Origin of the sequence: Halosimplex pelagicum, assembly GCF_013415905.1 — an archaeon.
In the GTDB taxonomy this organism is placed as follows: domain Archaea; phylum Halobacteriota; class Halobacteria; order Halobacteriales; family Haloarculaceae; genus Halosimplex; species Halosimplex pelagicum.
In genome coordinates, this window is sequence record NZ_CP058909.1 from 4,044,200 (window position 1) to 4,062,729 (window position 18,530).

The 18,530-nt window shown below is 56.2% G+C and carries 11 protein-coding genes; 10 read left to right on the forward strand and 1 reads right to left on the reverse strand.

The annotated features are described in order from the left end of the window. The first annotated feature begins 32 nt into the window (after positions 1-32). The 10 genes from HZS54_RS20255 to HZS54_RS20300 all read left to right on the forward strand — a co-directional run bounded on the left by HZS54_RS20255 (position 33) and on the right by HZS54_RS20300 (position 17,157). Complete coding sequence (locus HZS54_RS20255; protein WP_179918860.1) at positions 33-2,702, forward strand: Piwi domain-containing protein; 2,670 nt, start codon at positions 33-35, stop codon at positions 2,700-2,702. Between the two features lie 61 nt (positions 2,703-2,763). After that, positions 2,764-4,884 carry a phospholipase D-like domain-containing protein gene (locus tag HZS54_RS20260; protein WP_179918861.1) on the forward strand — a complete coding sequence of 707 codons (2,121 nt, stop codon included), beginning with the start codon at positions 2,764-2,766 and terminating at the stop codon, positions 4,882-4,884. 5 nt (positions 4,885-4,889) lie between these two features. Further along, on the forward strand, positions 4,890-6,950 hold the full coding sequence (locus HZS54_RS20265) for a PD-(D/E)XK nuclease family protein (protein ID WP_179918862.1): 2,061 nt from the start codon (positions 4,890-4,892) through the stop codon (positions 6,948-6,950). Beyond that, the gene (locus HZS54_RS20270; protein ID WP_179918863.1) at positions 6,947-7,849 is read left to right on the forward strand and encodes a RecB family exonuclease; all 903 of its coding nucleotides are present in this window, start codon (positions 6,947-6,949) and stop codon (positions 7,847-7,849) included. Before HZS54_RS20265 ends, HZS54_RS20270 begins: the two co-directional genes overlap by 4 nt. Further along, complete coding sequence (locus HZS54_RS20275) at positions 7,846-11,301, forward strand: ATP-dependent helicase (protein WP_179918864.1); 3,456 nt, start codon at positions 7,846-7,848, stop codon at positions 11,299-11,301. The genes HZS54_RS20270 and HZS54_RS20275 overlap by 4 nt, the downstream gene beginning before the upstream one ends. Before the next feature lie 382 nt (positions 11,302-11,683). After that, entirely contained in the window at positions 11,684-12,739 is a 1,056-nt protein-coding gene (locus tag HZS54_RS20280; protein WP_179918865.1) for a hypothetical protein, read from the forward strand. Between the two features lie 141 nt (positions 12,740-12,880). Then, positions 12,881-13,537 carry a hypothetical protein gene (locus HZS54_RS20285; protein ID WP_179918866.1) on the forward strand — a complete coding sequence of 219 codons (657 nt, stop codon included), beginning with the start codon at positions 12,881-12,883 and terminating at the stop codon, positions 13,535-13,537. Next, positions 13,521-14,897 carry an ApeA N-terminal domain 1-containing protein gene (locus tag HZS54_RS20290; protein WP_179918867.1) on the forward strand — a complete coding sequence of 459 codons (1,377 nt, stop codon included), beginning with the start codon at positions 13,521-13,523 and terminating at the stop codon, positions 14,895-14,897. The genes HZS54_RS20285 and HZS54_RS20290 overlap by 17 nt, the downstream gene beginning before the upstream one ends. A gap of 996 nt (positions 14,898-15,893) precedes the next feature. After that, complete coding sequence (locus tag HZS54_RS20295; RefSeq protein WP_179918868.1) at positions 15,894-16,535, forward strand: hypothetical protein; 642 nt, start codon at positions 15,894-15,896, stop codon at positions 16,533-16,535. 1 nt (position 16,536) lies between these two features. Continuing rightward, on the forward strand, positions 16,537-17,157 hold the full coding sequence (locus HZS54_RS20300) for a hypothetical protein (RefSeq protein ID WP_179918869.1): 621 nt from the start codon (positions 16,537-16,539) through the stop codon (positions 17,155-17,157). On the opposite strand, the gene HZS54_RS20305 is transcribed toward HZS54_RS20300, so the two are convergent. Next, complete coding sequence (locus tag HZS54_RS20305; protein ID WP_179918870.1) at positions 17,158-18,282, reverse strand: hypothetical protein; 1,125 nt, start codon at positions 18,280-18,282, stop codon at positions 17,158-17,160. Positions 18,283-18,530: the final 248 nt, after the last annotated feature.

Here is an 18,530-nt window from a genome sequence, read left to right on the forward strand (position 1 = left end):
TATTTATCATAGCTGCGCGTTGGTCGCTGGTGATGGCAGTGAAGGCCGACATTGAGGATGGGGAAGAGATCGATATCTCACTGCGCGTCACAGGGACTGAGGAGTGGGATCACGACGCCATCGCTCGAAAAGTTCAGTTGGAGGATATTGAGGGGACGCCAGTGGAACTGACCGTATTCCACAACAACGAGATTGTGGATTTCGAGTGGGAAATCCAACAGTGGTATGAACTGGAAAACGCGGTCGGGAACGAATTCCGTGGTGAGATGCAACTCAACCCGGGGTACGACCTGAACGTCACACCGCTCGACGAGCCACCTGCTGCAGCCGAGAACGACGGGGCAGAGAATGCATCGACTGAGCTGCCCTCCGAGAGTGACGCTAGTGAATCTTCAACGGAGACAGATCCAAGCGATAAGTCGGAGTTCGTTCAGGGTAGTGAGGTGAGGAGCGAGCCACGACCGACAGCAGATGGTGGCGGTGAACTCTTACACCAACAGCCGTTGTCGGAAGGGAACTACCTGCTACAGTTCGAGCTCGGGAACCTGCCGGAACTCACCGTCCAGGAATATGAACTCCGCGCAACGGGGAGCGGCGGGATTGACCCGGATGACTTCACGAACGGGATTGAGGGATTCACTGCGAAAGCAGCGAACTACTACCAGTCACGGATCAACAGCCCGGTCACAACGGCTGATGCGTCTCGGCGGCGCATTTACGCGACCGAAAAGCTCCACAGCACGATTTCGGTCCACGGGTACACTATTGAACCGATCCACCAAGACAAGACGACTCTGGAGGCGCGCTCCTACACGGACGATGGGCCGCTTCAGGAGTTCGTCAAGCAGGACGTGAAGCGCGCGGTTGCCAGTCAGTACGAAGTGTCGGGGATCGATTCGATCATCGAGCCTACCCCGCAGCGAACCGCGAACAGCGGGTTGTTCGAAGCCTACCGGAAGTACAAGTGCCGGATCCGTGTTGATGCTGACGGAACCGTGATTTGTGGCGTGAACGTCGCTTACCACCTGGAATCGACGTTCTCAGCTGCCAAGTGGGTGCAGCGCGGCCACGATATTGCCGAAGTGAACGTTGAGCACGACACTGACCTGTACGACAGTGCTCGTACGGCGACGGTCAAGGAAGTCATCGATATGGACTACGACGATGTGTTGGAGGGACCGGGCGTCCCGATGTCGGAGTACCACGAAAAGCACGTCGAGCAGGACCTCATCAACTCGATGCGAGCCGGTGACCCGATCATTGCTGATCTACAGTACGGAAGTGGCGAGGATTCGGTCTTCCCGCAACTCTTAGAGTACTGCAAGGTCATCCCGACGTTCGAACAGTTGGGCCGTGTCGATGACACGTTCCTGAACGTCATCCACAACGAGAGCCGGATGAAACCTGAGGAACGGTTCAGTGTCGTCACGTCGTTCGTGGATTTGCTCGGTCCGACGCCGTACTTCGGCTTCGATCCCGTCCCGCAGCCCACGAACGCCGGATACCGGGAGCACAAGACCCCGAATATCCCGAACCTCCTGTTCGGCAATGGAAAGACGGGGTTCTACGGGGCTGGCGGGCTGGAGCGGAAAGGATTCGGCGTGTACAAGGAGCCTGAGTCGTTCGACCTCATTGCGCTGTACCCGGAAGATGAGGAGAGCGACGCACGACCGTACGTGCTAACGCTGCTCAACAAGCTCGCAGACTACGAGGCGGGACCAACGGCGTTCGATCAGGAGACCTACGAACTCGGCTCGGAGTTCCACTACTCCCAGCACGCGCAGAAAGCGAGTGACTACGATGCAGCACTGATCGTCGTGCCGGATGAAGACGAGGCTGCGGCAGCCGACTACGACGACCCGTATCCCGAGTTCAAACGGCAACTCGGACAACTCGGCGTCCCGAGTCAGATGATCTCCGTCGACAATCTCGGCAACGAGAACTACTGCGGAAACATCTGTTCATCCCTTATCGGGAAAGCTGGCGGCGTGCCGTGGCGTATCGACGATGTCCCCGGAGATGTTGACGCGTTCGTCGGACTCGACGTGACGTACGACCACGCGACTAAGCAACACCTCGGTGCGGCCGCGAACGTCATCATGGCCGACGGAACGATCCTCGCGTCGGAGGCCGTCACGAAGCAAGCGGGTGAAACGTTTGACGAGGACGACGTGGCGAACGTGATCAAACACGTTCTCGAGATCTTCGCCAAAGAGGAAGGCCAGCCACCGCGGCACGTAGTCATCCATCGTGACGGGAAGTTCTACCTCGATGTTGAGAACCTCATCGAACGGCTAGACAAAGCCCGCGATCTGATTCAACGGTTCGACCTCGTCGAGATCCGGAAGTCCGGAAATCCACGCATCGCTGCGTACGATGAATCGAAGTCCCGGTTCGATATCGCGGACAAAGGCGTCGCCTTCCACGTCCACAACGGCGACCATTCCTACCTGACCACGACGGGTGGGAAGGAGGGCAGTCCTGGCACGCCGCGACCGCTACAGATCGTGAAACGCCACGGATCGTCAGATCTCGACACGCTCGCGGAGCAAACCTACTGGCTATCGGAAGCACACGTCGGTTCGCTGAGTCGGTCCACCCGACTCCCCATCACGACGTACTACGCCGACAAGTGCGCCGATTTCGCCATGAAGGGCTACCTCACCAAGGGTAGCGTCATCCACGGTGTCCCGTACATCTGACCATACGCCAGCACAGCCACGCAACCACCCACGCACCCGTCAACACACCGGTGACCCTCGCATGACCAAGACAGACTTTGAAGCAACAGTCGAGTTCGACGACGGCAGCACCGCCGAACTTGAGATGGCTGCCGACAAATCATGGGACAGCTTCCTGAACTACTTCGGTGACGCCCAGCACGTCTACTGCGTCACGTACAGTCAATCCCCTGCGTTCATCTACAAGATGTTTCAGAACCAGGACGTCGCAGTAGATTCACTGGAGGTCGTCGTCGGGGACAACCAGCACGACGATTACCGGCGCTCGCTGAAAAACAGGAGCAACGCAAAGAAAATCGCCGCGCAACTGGAATCACTACGCCAGGACGGAGATCTGCTCATCCACACCGTCGATTCTGCGCGGGTGCTGCTCCACACTAAGCTCTACATCGTGGAAAATCATGATGGGTCTCGTACACTCATCTGTGGGTCGGCGAACCTTTCCAAGCAGGCATGGCAGGGGAGCAAGCAGACCAACGTCAACATCGCCTGGCGTACCGATGGGGACACGCCCGTCGACGAGTGGTTCGAACGGCTTTACGCGTTCCACAAGGACTACGCGACGCCGTTCATGGAGGATCTTACCGAGGAGATCGAGGATGCTGAAACGGCAGAGGAGGAGGCGAAGATCTACGATATCTGGCTGGGTGGCGACGAGTTCAGTGATGACCCGGTCGCCGAGCTGAACGCGCGACTCGACGAAGCAGTTGACGAGGACCAGGTTAATACGTATAACGTCGTCACTGATGCCGAAGAAGCAGAGAAAGCAGTGTTCGCCGCGGAGGATACGGACACGGATCCGACCGAGATCAGCCCGGACAAGCGCGTTCGACTCTCCCCGCAGGGCCTTGAAGACGCTATCTCGAATCTGGACGACACGCTATCCGCCAATAACATTCGGATCAACGACGGCGAAATCGTGGCGACACCCGCCGGCATCGCGCGGTACAAAGAAACTTTCACCGGGTATCCTGACCTCAACGTCGATAGCGACGAGAAATCGGTCGGGTTGCGGGTTGACGATTCCGTCCTCGAATTATCTTCTCCCCTTCCCGACGATCCGCAAGAAGTCGCTGACGCGCTTGACCTGATTCAGGATTACGTCGAAACTGTCGGCGAGTTCGGTGAGACGCGAACGACGAAAGAGACACGGGCGCATTTCTACGAGGGAATCATCTACTTCTGTTGGGCTCCGTTCGCTAACTACTGCGCCCATCACTACGCCGAATACGAGTCCGCAGAGCTGGACAAGGATCTGCCGTTCCTGTTCCTCCACGGTGACAACGACAGCGGGAAGGGTATGTTCCTGCGGTTCGGGGCGCGACTCATCTCGAACGGGTACGTGCAGGAAGTCACGACTGGCGGCGATTTCGTCAAAAACAACATTGAGCGTGCTCGTGCGTCGGACACTGTTTTCCCGTACATCGTTGACGACGTGGCGAAGTCGAAGATCGACCGGGACATCATCAAGTCGTACTGGGAGGGGAAGTGGGACGGTTCTATCCAGATGCCGACGTTCATCTTCTCCTCGAACGACTCCACCAAGCCGAAATCCGAACTCCGCACTCGGATGAAGACGCTGGATTTCAACGTCAACTTCTCCGAACTGGAGAAGGATGAACGCGAAGCAGCCGCGCAGATCGCGGGACAGGCAGATGACTGTAACTTGTTTCCGTGGTTCGCTCACCTGTTTTTGCAGCGAGATATCTCGCTCCCGGACCAATCGGATCGACTCGCCGATGCTCGGAGTGTGTTCGCTGAGCTTTACGCGTACGCCGAGAAGGAACCGCCGAAGTACGTGCCGCTGGATGACCCCGCCGAGCAGGAGCATGATCCGGGGCGTCGGAAGTGGATTAGTGCGCTGTCCGACGGATTGTGTGTACTCGATTTCAAGGATGACGGACGGATTGTCGCTGATTTCTCGGCGCATCTAGACAAGCAGCAATGTTGGGAGTTCCAGAAGGCCACGCCAGCCCATATTCGGGCGGGTATTTATGGGCCGGCGGTTCAGTTTGAAAGCGCAAACAGGTTCCAGAGTTGGATAGATGATCCCACACTCATCGAAGATGCCAGACGCGACACCGAGACAGCCGCTGACGACACCGGTGTCCTGTCTCGGGTCACGCGGCTCGTCCGAGGGTAATAGGCATGTCTGACCACTCATATCATCGGCGGTTCGACGGGACGTTAATCACAGTACCATTCGGCGGCGAAAACGTCGAACGGACAGCGCAGGAGGAATACCGAACGCTTCTCGACGAGCACGATTCTGAGGATATCCTCGTTATCACGGGTGCGCCGACGAGTACAGACACGTTCCGTGAGACCTTGGGTGAGGAACTATCAGGCGCGGCGACGCCGTACGTAACGTCGCTCGTGGTGCACGCGACTGATGTTCTCAATCAGACGGATGACCGTGTTATTCTCTCCGACACGCTCCGACGAGAACTCCTCCACCGGTTCCTCGCAGACTACGAGTGGGAAACGGAATACCTCCAACGGGCGTCTGAACAGCCGTCGTTCATCGAGGACGTGGATACCGTGATGGGTACGATCTCCTGGCAGACCATCACGCCCGACGAAACTCCGGAACTCCGTGACATCACGGCTGCGCTCAACGCGTTCCACGAGTGGCTCGCCGAGCACGACCACATGGAACGGGGACAGCTCATCTCGGAAGCGCTTGATGTTCTCACCGGGGATGCCCGCGACGCTGTCGTCGATTTTGATGCGGTGCTCGTAGTCGAGTTTGAGGAGTTCTTCCCGCTTGACCGCGCATACCTCGACGCGCTCACGGGAGACTGCGATCTTGTATGTGTCGCCGAAGAGAACGCGAGTGTGCGCCGTACGTGGGTCGAGACCCGGCCAGTCACGGACTACGTCACGTTCAGCGAGTCCCGACGTAGGGGATCAGGGGTGCCGTCGACCCGACCAGCTGCGACGGCAGCGTACTTCGCCGAAAAAACGGTCGCGGAAGAGCCAGAATCCGGGTCAGTGTCTGTCCTCGCTACAGACACCAGTGACGAACAACTCGCCGAGATTGCGAACGAAATAGAAGAACTCGTCACGCAGTCAGACTGGAGTTACGACGACATCGCTGTTGCCACGAAGCAAAGCGGCAGTGCTGTGACGGACATTATCGAGGCGCTCGAAGGCACCGGGATTCCAACAGAATCGACAACCGTCACCGGGTTCGGTGACGACCCTGCGATCCGGGAACTCCTCGCGGCCGTTCGGTATCTCGCCGCCGACGATGAAGATGATGCACCCGACCACGGTCCGGAATTCGATACGGAGCGCTTAGACCGTGCCGACGAGATGGACAGCCTCGAAGACGCGATCCACTGGTGGGCGACGGACTCGGGGTTGAAAGAGCGGATCGCGGATCGGGCGACCCCACTGGATGCACGGGCGCAGTTCGGGAACGTCCGGCGTGCGTTCCGCATGGCCGAGTTCCTCGAAGAAACCGAGTTCGTGGATGCGACGTGGGAGTCCTTCAAGGAGATGCTCGAACGCGCCCACGAGTACGCACCACAGCAGAATCAGACGAGCGCGACAGACCTCAACGGCGGCGTCCGCGTTGATCACTTGCAAGCGATTAAGAATGAGTCCTTCCGCGCGGTCTTTCTCGTGAATCTTGTCGACAGTGAGTACCCAGGTGAACCCTTCCAGACACGGCTGTTCCCAACCGATCGAGTCGCGTCAATTCCGGACTACCCTGGTGTTACGGACCTCGACAGAGCGGATGTGGAGGCAACGTTCCCGACGACGTCGACAGCATCAGGACAACCGTTCGTACAGTACCACACGGAACATGCACGGCGACGGTTGGCTGTCGGTGCGGGTGCGGCGGCGGAGCGGCTATACTGTTGTCTCTACGAGTACGAAGACACGGCACTCGAAGAGCGTACGCAGGCATCACGGTTCCTCACAGCAGCGTATGAGGATCTTCCGTGGGTGACCGAGGCCGATGAGCCACACATCACGAGTGAGCAAGCGGCGGAAAAGTACCTACTGTCGCGGGTTGACGACGCACTCGCGGAGGTACGTCGCGCGAACAGTCAGGACGTGACAGTGTCGCTTGACGAGGTCGAAGCGGAACTCGGAGAGATTCAGGACCTACTCGAACAAAGCGGCTCCCGAGGAGACGAGCTCCGAGAAGCATTGCATGCACGTGTCGAATTCGCTAACGGAGAGGTGCGGCGATGAGTTCATCGCTCTCCCCGTCGCGGTTAGCGAACTACGCGACGTGTCCGCGCCTGTACGACTACCGCTATACACAAGACGTGAACGCGCCGGACCGCAGAGAACTGTATCTCAACCAGGGAACGGTCTACCACGAGACTATCGAAGACGTGTGTAACGCGACTGACCGCAATGATGACCCGGAGACAATACACAACCGGGCGCTGCAGGTCTTCGATGCGAAGTGGGACGAACACAGTACTCCGGACGACTACGAATCTGCCGCGCATCAGGAGTACCAGCGAGCTGAGAACCACGCTGCCATCGCATCGTTCTTCGATCCGGACGGCGGTGACGGGATCGAGCACGCTCGCTACTCGGTCGCTACGGAATGTTGGGTAGAGTGCGAAGTGGATGGTCGAGAACTCCACGGGAAAGCTGACAACGTCGTCCGGACTGACGACGGACTCCACATTTTCGACTACAAGCGGAACACGAATGGGATTCTTTCGTCAGGGACGGCCGAGTACCTTGGCGACCATCTCGACGGAGAGGCCCACGAACCGAAGCGAGTACGGAACGCGTTCCAGACGGCGACGTACGTCGAAGGCGTGAAGAATGAACCGTTCTACGAAGACGGGATGGAGATTCGGTTCAGTTTCTACGGCCTCCTCAACAGCACGTCGTTCGAGAGCACTCCAAGCGGATACGACGTGTCCGCGCGTGGCTGGCCTCGAGAAACCACGGAAATCTACGAGGACCACTACGACACGATCTGGACCCTCATCCGGGACGCCCACGATGGCATTACGGGTGAAGCGTACGAACCGGATCTGCTCGACCTTATCACTGAGGAGGCGTGCCCGGACTGCGACTATCGAGAAATGTGTGCTGACCGACTGTCCACGGAGGTGCAACGATGAGCGACGAGGTCGAGTACCCGTCCTGGTTTCCGGTGCCGGAAGCAGATGTCTCACCGGAGCCCCAACAGGAGTCGATTATCGACTCGGACGCGTACCCGATGCGTGTGCTCGCCGGGGCCGGAACGGGGAAGACGTTCACAATGGTGCGGAAGATCGAGCACCTCATCGACGAGGAAGACGTCTCGCCGGACCGAATTCTCGCGTTGACGTTCACGAACAACGCGGCGGACTCGATGCGGGAGAAGCTAAACGCGAAACTCGGGACAGCAGGGTACGACATCGACGCGTACACGTACCACTCGATCTGTAACGATATCCTCACCGACTACGCCTACGAAGCCGGGGTCGACCCGGACTTCGAGGTTGCTACGGATGCCGAGAAGTACGCTATTGTGCTGGATGTTCTCGACGACATCGAGTACCGGTCAGTCAAACCCAACGTGTACGGCAGCGACGGGTACGCGTCCGGAGCCGCGTCGAAGCTGCTCAACTTCATCGGGTCGATGAAACGCAGTGGCATCTCTCCAAACGACATCGACGCGTTCCTCGGACCCGCCGACCGTGTCTACGAGCTCGCCGACCTTCCGGAGCGCATCGAAACAATTGCCAGCGACCATCTCGGCGGCCGGTCCGTGTCAAGCGTGCTGGACTCACTCCCCGACGTGCGTGAAGAGCTCGCCGCGGAACGCGACGCATTAGGGACGGACGGAATCGAAGCCAGCGCCCGGGACTTCCTCGACCGGCTCATCGACCTGTGTGATGCGCTTGAAATCGCGTTCGAAGCCTACGAAGATGGTAAGCGTGACCTGCCAGATAACGCGTACAAACTCCCGAAGTACCTGTTCGGAGGGTACGCTAGCGGTGCCCCGAAAGGGATCCCGGACGATCTGGACCTTGAACTCACGGACCACCTCGACTCGTTCGTTTCCGACTGTCTTACTGCCCGAGACCTCACCGCAGGGTATGCTGCGTACGAGCGAGAACTGAACGAACGCAATCTCATCGACTTCGACGGCCTGGTTGTCGAGACAGCTGCGCTGATGGATTCTCCGGTTGGCGAAGAAATCGCCGAGCGGTGGGACTACGTGTTCTGCGACGAGTTCCAAGACACGGATCGACTCCAGTTCGACCTCGTCACGTCACTCGTCACTGACGAGAATCTGTTCGTCGTCGGGGACGACGACCAAGCAATCTACGAGTGGCGCGGCGCGAACGTCGCCAACATCACCGACGAACTGGACCAAACGTTCGCGGCGCTCACCGACGAACCGCTTGAAGAGAACTTCCGCTCCCGACAACCAATTCTCAACCTAGCGAACGAGGCGATTCAGAAACTCGACCACCGTGAACGGCACAAGACGCTCACTCGCGTCGACGAGCCCGAATACAACGGAGACACCATCGCTACCGTCGAACTACCGGATGGAGACGACGACTCCGACGGTGCAACCCAACTTCGTACCGTTGTCCAGAATTTATTGAGTGGTGCAGCAGAGAACCTCGATGAGGCGTACGATCCAAGCGACATTGCTCTCCTCGTCCGGAAGAACAACCATGCGACACCTGTCATCGATGAGTTCGAAGACGCTGGCATCCCGTACCAGGTTGCTGGCGATTTGGCCACGGAATCAGTCGGCGTCGGAACCGTCACTGCCTACCTGAAAGCACTCGCACGGCCGGACGACGAGGTGAGTTGGAACCGCGTCCTCCTGATGCGGTACCGCCTATGCGACGCAGACCTCCGCACGCTCAATGCAGGCGACGACCCGCTCGTGGATACGCTCCGGGAGACACCACTCGACGAGTTCGAGGAGCCCGACCGCGTGGCAGAAGCCCGCGAGCACGCCACGAAACTATTCAAACTCCGTGACTCAGCGTCACTCAGCCATCTGTACCGCGAGCTCATGGACCGCACGAACATCGAGTGGTACCTCAGCGAGCAAGAGCGCCGAGACCTCGCCCAGCTAGAGGATGTCATCAAGCAGTACGGGGACAGTGCCGTCCAACCACCGCTCACCCCTGAGTTCATCGACTCGCTCGAACACTACGACTCTCTGTTCGACGAAAGTGGCTCCACACCCACGAGTCAACCGGACGTCGCCGGCGACGCGGTCAACGTGATGACGATCCACAAAAGCAAGGGCCTGGACTTCCCGGTCGTCCTCATCCCACAAGTCACGTCTGAAGAATGGGCTCCGAGTTCACGGACCTACGATGCACTCGAAACCAGCCTCTCAGATGGCGCGGAAGCAGCGTTCGCGCAGGACTTTGTCGAGCGAGATGCTCGTGAGACTCGCCGCGTGTTCCACGTCGGGATCACGCGTGCCGAAGACATTCTCGTCCTGCAGGGTGGGAGCGAGGAAGGCGACGAGGCAGAGGACGGGGATTCGGTTTCAGAGATGGTTGACGAAATGCTCCCATCTCGAATCCCATGGCAACCAAAGCGAGGGCACCTCCCACTCTGGGCCGATGTACAAGAGCGTCTCCCGAGCGAGGCAGTAGACTGGACGAATACGCTGGCCAGTGAGACCGTCGGAAATGTCGGCGGCACCATCAAGCACGATGGGGAAGAGATAGCGGTGGAGGTTGCACGCAACCGCGTAGTAAACCTCGCATCGGATATCCTCAACGGGAATCTGTCACCGAGAGCCGAACAGGAGAAACTCCAGGTTGCGTCACTGACTGGCCCGTCGACACCGTCGCCATCGCTCTCGCACAGCTACACATCGCTGTCGGCCTACGAAGAATGCCCGCGGAGTCACTACTTAGAGTACGTTGTCAACGCGTTCTCCGATTACCAGGAGACCACAAGCAACTCTGGGGGTGGCATATCGCAACGTACAATCGGGTTGTTGTTCCACGACACCGCAGAGCAAGCTGCAAATCAAGACGTGGAACACCAAGGGGAGTGGTACGAAATCTGTGAGCGACTTGCCAGTCAACGCCGCGCTGAAGACGTGCTTCCGGCGGCAAAACAGTGCATCGACCGGTACTTCGAGTTGAATCTCCCCAATTACGAGATTATCGACGCGGAACGAGAGTTCGAACTCAATATCGATGGGCACGAGCTCGTCGGCTATATCGACGCCGTCTATAGAACACCGAGCGACGACCTTCTCGTCATTGACTACAAGGCGACCGAGCGCCACCGCGACCTACAGGAGGACAAGCAACTCCCAATCTACCTGTTAGCGTGTCGTGACCTGTACGATGAGCCTGTGACACGCGCTGGATATGCCTACGTCGGTGATATCGGGCCAAAGATCGAATCCCGAACATTCTGTGATGATGACCTCGAAGCGATCAGGGACGACGTGACGGCATCGATGAACCGCATTGCGGAGTTCTCGTTCAGTCAGTACACTGCGGGCGAGCACTGTCAATGGTGCCAACACAACCAACTTACCTGCGCACCAGACTCATTCACCGCCGGTCATAGGCTCGGAGAGTAGTCAGAATTGCTCCCTACGTTAGCACGTCATGAAGCCTGTATGGTAGAGAGCTGCCAAATCTTGAGGACGACACGAACAAAACAGAGTCGTATTTTACGACGCTCCTGAACGATTCAGGATTCATCCCTGTGCTACATTGGGGTGGGCAGGAAATTCAGTGGTATGTCGAATGGTGAGGCTGAAAGTTTCGAGGGGATTGAAGCGTGTCTCGGTCACGTCGTGGAGTTTCCGTCAAGATTCGACTCTTGGGAAGGGCACGGTGAGGACTGTTGGATCGAAGGCCATAACGGGGGGTTCGGTGGGTAGTGCGTTTGAGAGATGCAAGTTTATGGTGGGTCCGTTAGAGATTCTATGTACGGATTTCCACCGTAGAGCATTGAGTATGCACGAGACTGATGAGCACTGGTTGCCTGAAGGGTCAATTGTCAATCTCTTTCAGCAGGACTCTGTTGTCTATGGATATGCTCCACCGCAGGAGTTTAATCGTCTTGACGACGCTCAACGGCAACAGATCTCGTCGGCTCTCGCTGATGAATTTAGCATAGAGACGATTTCTACTGTGTGGGGAGATTTGAAGGAATGGAAGGCTGGCGACGTTCAGGCAATGGGTCGTGAGGAATCGCTGTTCGCCCAGATCGTAGGAGAGAACAGTCCTCATGACGACCCCTCGGGTTTGAAGAGTCGACTAGAACAGGCTGTCGACACGGATTGGGGTGATGATGCATGTCGGTGCGCGTGGATGTTATATGGATTATCCCAATCAGTTTCGCTTGCTATAGTGAGTGAGGAATGCGAGGTAACGGACAAGCAATTCCGTCTGTACCGGGGTCTCAGCGACCGATATGACATTCCGCACGTGCTGGCTGCCGCAATTGATAACTCATCTCAACGGTCGTTCTCAGTTCCAGCGACGGTTCTCAATAATTACTCTCCGAGCGAGGCGAACGCTGCAGGATATAGCCCGATTGTGGTTGAGAAACAGGTTGATGTGACGGACATCATTCTCACTCCCGATTATATTGTTGAGCACGCTGACGATACTGGACTACTTACAGACGATGGAGAGTGTAGAGTTCTCGGGACGGTCACAGCAGACTTCTCCGCTGAAGAGGCGGCGGTGCTCCTGAAACCGCCGAATCAGAAAGAGGGGACGATTCAACACCGCTATTCGATTGAAGAATTCTTCGACCCGCTTCCACGGCCGGATGAGCGTGGCTTTAGCACGTTCATTGGGCTTTTACAGGAAGCCCACGAGCGGATACAAGGGTATTCTCAAGATGAACCATTTTCCCGTGAGAAACTATTGGTTACGACCGCTGAGGGTGTTGAGAGGGTCAGTGACTGGTACGCGGAAGTAGCGGACAATATCCCAGAAAAGTCCCCGACTGTCGAAGAGTCGCTCAAACTCCTCACTGATGGAGAAGTACGGTTATCGTGAGTGTGGGATGGCAATTGACTTTGACTCGACAGCGAAATAGCGATATATGCCGGTATTCGCTTGTCTATAGACCGTGTGAGGCGATATGCCAGTAGAGGACTACACTTTTGAGTGTCGGAATCTAAGACTCGGGTAAGGACGATGAGTTTGGACGCTGGCGAACAAGGTGAGGACCTGCGTAGAAAGAACCCCCGGGTTCTATACAACGCAGCCCAGCGTTCGTGGTACGACCGCCAAATCGACACGCTCCGTGAGCTCTTTCAGGCTTGTGTTGCGGCTGAGCTCACGGAGGTGCTATCTGATGAGATGCTTCAATTGCTCGGTGAGGATGAGTTGTGTCCGCTTGCTGTACGGTTCTGCCAAGGATTGAGCGATCACACGATGCGCGAGGCAATGAGACGTGCTCGTCATAATCCGGCAAGTTCCAAAGAGCAAGCGATGAGGGCAGGTGCGGAGACGCTCGTCCGTGAGAGGCTCTCGCAGGTCAGAACAGTGGTTACGAATTATTATTGCGATGTAGACGGGATTTTCGATGAATTCGACGCCGAAACGGCTGCAGAGCTGCGTGAGCAGCGCCAATCTGACCGTGAGGCGGAACTTACGGACGTACAAATTCTTCGAGACCCGTTTGAGGGCCGTGCCACCGGGCCGGTGGTGAGGGTCAGCGCTGAATCTGTGAACGCTCGCACTCTCCATGGTGCTAATGCTGGTCCTGCGCGGGATCAAGTGTCGTTTTCCACTGCAGATCGACGTCATGACCGTCCGCGCGAGGATGAATTAGATGCACGACCAGCGTGAGTTACGTGGCCACTGGTGGTTGCCAGGAAACAAGGAGAACCGAACCGTCGGTGGCGTCCTCTCGTACCATACGGCTGAGGGTCTGGAGTTAGATGTTTTCGATTCGCTCGGAGAAAGTGAGTCGGATGCATTTGGAATCAGTGAGGAAGAGGAACCGCAAGTAGTTGATCGGATATTTGGGATTACTGATGACGGTGATCGCGTAACACTTGACGAGTGTCATCAAACGTTTGAGAAAGTAACATACGGGTCTGAAGTCACTCGTCCGGAGACGTTCGCGGTTTCAACAGCGCTGATCGGTGAACACTTCCACGAAGATATTCGTCTTGAGTCCGTTGGCATGGAAGTTGAGGCATTTCATCGATGGTTCTCGCGGAGCGGCCTCAATATAGACTTCAACCCGGGTCCAGACGGGAGAGAGAATAACCGTGAAACTGAACGCACGGATTCAGGATCTATCGTGCGAGCGGACTATACGTACCCCGACTCTGAGACCGTTGTTTCTAATGAATTTAGAGTGTATCTGGACCCAGGGATTACAGTTCAGCAGGAACAGAGTTCCTCGGTTAAATTCTCTGAGACCACATCAATAGAAGTCGGTCCAAGATTGGATGAAGAGCCGATTTCACTTTCTCAGGGAAAATCAGTCCTTCGTAAGATACGGTTCTTCATCGCGTTGGGATTACAAGAACCGATTCAACCGATCGAGATTACAGGCTACTACGAATCAGAAGGCGAGCAACCTGAAGCATCAGTGGAGATTCTAACGCACAGCTCCGCTGATGCCGCAATTTCCGACCAGCCGCACCGTCAAGAGTTGCTCTTCTTATTACCGGATATAGAAGATGTATTCGAGTCACTCTTAGACACCTGGATCCAGTCGTTTGATGAGTTAGCACCGGTGCTCCACATTTATTTCAAAACGATTTACGATGACACGGATCTTATGACGACGTACCTTCTCCGGCGTGCGACGCTTGAAGTCTATTACCGTACTCAGATACGCGAAAATCAAACCAGTGGATCGTCGCTTGCTCATACTGACTTTGAGGAGCCACAGGCCAGCTATGATACAATAAAAGCGCTCATCGGTGAAGGGTCAGAGAAGTCGTTTGACGCGCAGCTAGAAGAAATACTTGATCAGCACTCCGACACGGTCACCAAAGCATCCGACCGGCTGACAGACCGGATTTCTGATTCTCAGTCCAGTATAGAGTCTCTGTTCGAAGGAACTCAGAACTCATCCTCTGCGTTGCACCTGCGGTCAGAGAGCCTCGGTGTTATTTGTAATATCGTTATTCTCTCAGAGATCGGTCTTTCACCGGATCGGATCGCTACATTCATCGAAACGAGATCATAGTTCACGGGCCGTCAGATCTTGAGGTTCGTGATTGTCTGTGACGCTGATTGGGGTTTCTCTGTGGAATGACTGGTTGTTCACTGACACCCCAGTCAATTTACCTCGATGTAGGTGAATCCACCGCAGACGCGACCAAGGATACTGGAGAGCCCGACTTGGTGCCGAAACTGGCAACAGAAGCAATTGTTCTTGAACGAATTGTGATTACGGCTGCGAATGGGATTGTCGTTCCGTCCAGTGGGTAGTATCTACAGGCGGAGCAGGGCGAGTGCCTCGGGGCTTGACCCCGAGGCAGTTCACACCATCGCATTGGTGTGACGACTCACGGTGGGGCCCTGCACATCTTGAATAGAGAATGATGAATACACGTGGCCAATGAACGGGAAGTCATGGGCGATGGAGATTCACTCGCTGTGGAGAAGAGTCCTTACCAGTGCCGTTGCCAGTTGTTTGTTGAGCTTCCGGTTGGCGTTCCCGCAGTGAGGAATGGATACAGGACGGACACCCTGACATGTAGTTACAGCCGTCTGAATTTCTCTGTCACCGGACACTTGATGTCGCACTGTTCACCATCGTTAGCGACTACCCCGTCCAAACGAGCGCATCGTTCGATCCCGCACACCCGTTTCTCCGAGAAATCATCTTAGACCGGCACAGAAACCAACTTTCGTTCCTACTTAATGGACAGATCCAGCCGTCATCGCGTCATTCTGTGGGCCAAAAATTGCAGAAACGGCTAAAGCAACACCGGTCTACATGAGTGCGGGAGCCGCCAAGGGAGAACCGCTTGAATTAGACGCTGGTCTCAAATACCTACAAAAGAAACTGGCAAATCCGGATTTGGAACGGACTCAGGCTTTATAGATAGTCAACTACTCCACCCTACTTCGCTCAATCTGACGACTTCGCTCGTTGAGGGTGGGGCTTGTCCGTGTCCTCGAAGGTGAACAAAGAAGGTCTTCCAAGAGAGATCCGTGACCGTCTGGAGAGCGGACGATGAAAGGTGAACCAGAGATCCTCCACGAAGTACCCGTCGACGATGTAGGGTCAAGGGACTTGCCTAGTGACGCCAGTAGTTTGATTTTGGAGGGTGGCTATCAGCAATTCTCGCCCCGGGGAACGAGTGAACTGGTCGGGCAACTGGTGGAGAACGACTTGTCACCCTCTGACATCAAGGCGTTGAGGGTAGAGTCCCGACTGCTCGGAAGATTCGCTACAGGGTCAGGAGATGTTTTCAAGCGCGCGACGGAGCTGCAACTTCAGAAAACCGGTGAGGGCGAAGATAAGGTGAAGGCCTTGGAGCCGGAGTATGTCATCGTCGCTGCCCCGTTGAAGCAGGAGTTCGGAGAAGAAGCGTCGCTAGAGGATACTGTCCGACAATTAGAGGCCGCTCAGGAGACAATGAATCAGGTAGAGGAGCCGGTTGACTTCACAGGTCAGATTTTGATTGAGAACAGGCCCTGTTCAGTGTTTTGTACCGTTGAGGACATCCGAAGCTTCGCGTCGGAGGCCTCGAAACAGGGGTTCCATCCGGGGTACTCGTTCAACACCGCAGTCGAGAACGGGAGAGAGATGCTGGACAGCGCCTCTTCCGAGGATGTAGAACTCGTGCGGATGAGCCGGTTGGAGGGTGACTGAAATGACTCTGGATCTTGTTGTCGACGAACTTGAGGAAATCTTGAACGGCGGCCACGGAGTTCAGGAATCAGAGTACCGGAGTAAACGCCGCTCGGCCGCAGACTCGCTTCAAGGAATTGCCTGCACTGAATCTGAAGCGGCTGAGACGGCGTGGAATATCCTCGAAGACGCGGTCACGGAGGCAGACCTTCGCGTGGCATTGCAGGCCTCCTTAGCGCTGGCTTACACAGCGGCCAGCAGCGAAGAAGATTGGGGAAGGGCTATGCAGATCTACGAGAAAGCTGTTTCCTCCAGTGACCGGGAGACCCGGTTGGCAGCAGTCGACGGCTTGAGAAAAGCCTTTGATGTGAATTCTGCAGTCGCTGGTGACGCCATTGATCTCTTCGGTGATGCCGCCCGCACCGGCCTCAACAGTATCGTGGAGAAGCACGATGATGTAGAATCAGTCCAAGAGATCTCCAGCGACCAAGCGAGACGGGAACGCAGTTGTTGGAAGGCCTTAGCCGGGTTGTCTGAAGCAGTAATGCACGATATGAAGACGGTGGAGGAGGTTGTGGACGAGGACACAATCAGCTTGTTTCTGGAGGCCTGTTTCGAGGACGGAGTGGAGAAACTGTTCTGATCAGCGCTCGGTCGAATCGCGCCCGCCTCGTAGCAACCGGACCATTGTTTCTCGGTCGGTGTCGGAGACCTCGATGCGTTTGATGTGCGCTCTGCCCTGATACCGAGAATGAGTCCGTGGATCCCAGAGGTAGGCGGCGTCGTCAGGCCGGTCGTACTCCCTGATTGTTCGCTCTACATCCGGGGCCGGGTACGGACCGTCGTAGCAGACGAAAAGTAGCTTGGCGTCGACAGTTTCATCCTCAAATCCTGGTGTGAGGTTGCCCAACTCGCTCGTATCGGCAAGGTCGTCGATGAACAGCCTCCCTAGTCTGTTTTCTCCGGTCACGCTCAGGATGTCGCCTTTCCCCAGTTCTCGAAGTGTAGGCCTCAACATAGCCTCGAATAGATCCGCAATTGTAGCTGAGAGAAACCAGCGTGGATCGCCTTCGGCCACGGCTACAGGGAAAAAGAGATTGGTGTGGTCGATGAGGTCCTTCAGGTTCTCGGTAGGGCCTTCTGAGAAGAGCACGGTACAGGTATCATCTCCCGCAGTCTCCAAGAGGTCGAAAGCCTGTTTCTCTACTCCGGGTTCACGGAAATCACAGGATATAAACAGGAAATCACTGTCCGCCACATCGTTGGGACGTGGAGACGTATAGATCTGTGCAGATGTCCCGGTTTCAATCATTTCGACAGTTTTCGCGCCAGTGGGGCCGAGTCCTGCGACAGAGACGTTTGGTTCCCAAGCTGGATTCTCATCCAGTTCTGGCTCGCCGGTCGACGGGTCAACCGCCCCCTTGAATGTCTCCGGTTCAGAATCACCGTCTTTGACTATGACGGCGAAGTTTGGCGTCAAGACGTCTAATCTGAACGGGTCCGGTTCTACGTCGCTTTCCCCGTTTTTCAACAGCTTCGTACCGTGTTCGTTGTGTTCTTGTTTGTACTTCCGCCAGTCATCAATTCTACTTCTCGATGCCTCGTGCTCCACCAATAGTTTGAGTCCTTGGTCGGCAAGGACCCCTATTTGTTTGTACTTCTTGCCCGCTTCTATCGTGTCGCCACTGTCTTCGGCCCGTGAGGCCGCAACGGATGTTTCCTTGATTTCCTCTGCGATCTTCTCGATCCGATCTTCGAAATCACTCATGCTTGGAGAGAGCCCTCAGGTGCCCACTCTTCAATCTCATCTTCAGAGACTGCTCTCTGCACCGGTTGCTTCCACAGTTTCTTGAGAACACCGATCGATGTCATTATCGTCCGCGTGATAATAAGCCCGCGACTTCAGTCGTGGGTCACTGACGAGCAGTCACATCTTGAGTGTCGTGACTGTTTGTGCCGTGGAGTGGGTCATCTGTGGAATATGGAGTGGTTCGATAGCACCCAAACCACTTTAAA

Excerpts from the sequence above, each read along its gene's own strand:
- HZS54_RS20255 (WP_179918860.1), top strand. The coding sequence starts at position 33 with ATGGCAGTGAAGGCCGACATTGAGGATGGGGAAGAGATCGATATCTCA.
- HZS54_RS20260 (WP_179918861.1), top strand. The coding sequence starts at position 2,764 with ATGACCAAGACAGACTTTGAAGCAACAGTCGAGTTCGACGACGGCAGC.
- HZS54_RS20265 (WP_179918862.1), top strand. The coding sequence starts at position 4,890 with ATGTCTGACCACTCATATCATCGGCGGTTCGACGGGACGTTAATCACA.
- HZS54_RS20270 (WP_179918863.1), top strand. The coding sequence starts at position 6,947 with ATGAGTTCATCGCTCTCCCCGTCGCGGTTAGCGAACTACGCGACGTGT.
- HZS54_RS20275 (WP_179918864.1), top strand. The coding sequence starts at position 7,846 with ATGAGCGACGAGGTCGAGTACCCGTCCTGGTTTCCGGTGCCGGAAGCA.
- HZS54_RS20280 (WP_179918865.1), top strand. The coding sequence starts at position 11,684 with ATGCACGAGACTGATGAGCACTGGTTGCCTGAAGGGTCAATTGTCAAT.
- HZS54_RS20285 (WP_179918866.1), top strand. The coding sequence starts at position 12,881 with ATGAGTTTGGACGCTGGCGAACAAGGTGAGGACCTGCGTAGAAAGAAC.
- HZS54_RS20290 (WP_179918867.1), top strand. The coding sequence starts at position 13,521 with ATGCACGACCAGCGTGAGTTACGTGGCCACTGGTGGTTGCCAGGAAAC.
- HZS54_RS20295 (WP_179918868.1), top strand. The coding sequence starts at position 15,894 with ATGAAAGGTGAACCAGAGATCCTCCACGAAGTACCCGTCGACGATGTA.
- HZS54_RS20300 (WP_179918869.1), top strand. The coding sequence starts at position 16,537 with ATGACTCTGGATCTTGTTGTCGACGAACTTGAGGAAATCTTGAACGGC.
- HZS54_RS20305 (WP_179918870.1), bottom strand. The coding sequence starts at position 18,282 with ATGAGTGATTTCGAAGATCGGATCGAGAAGATCGCAGAGGAAATCAAG.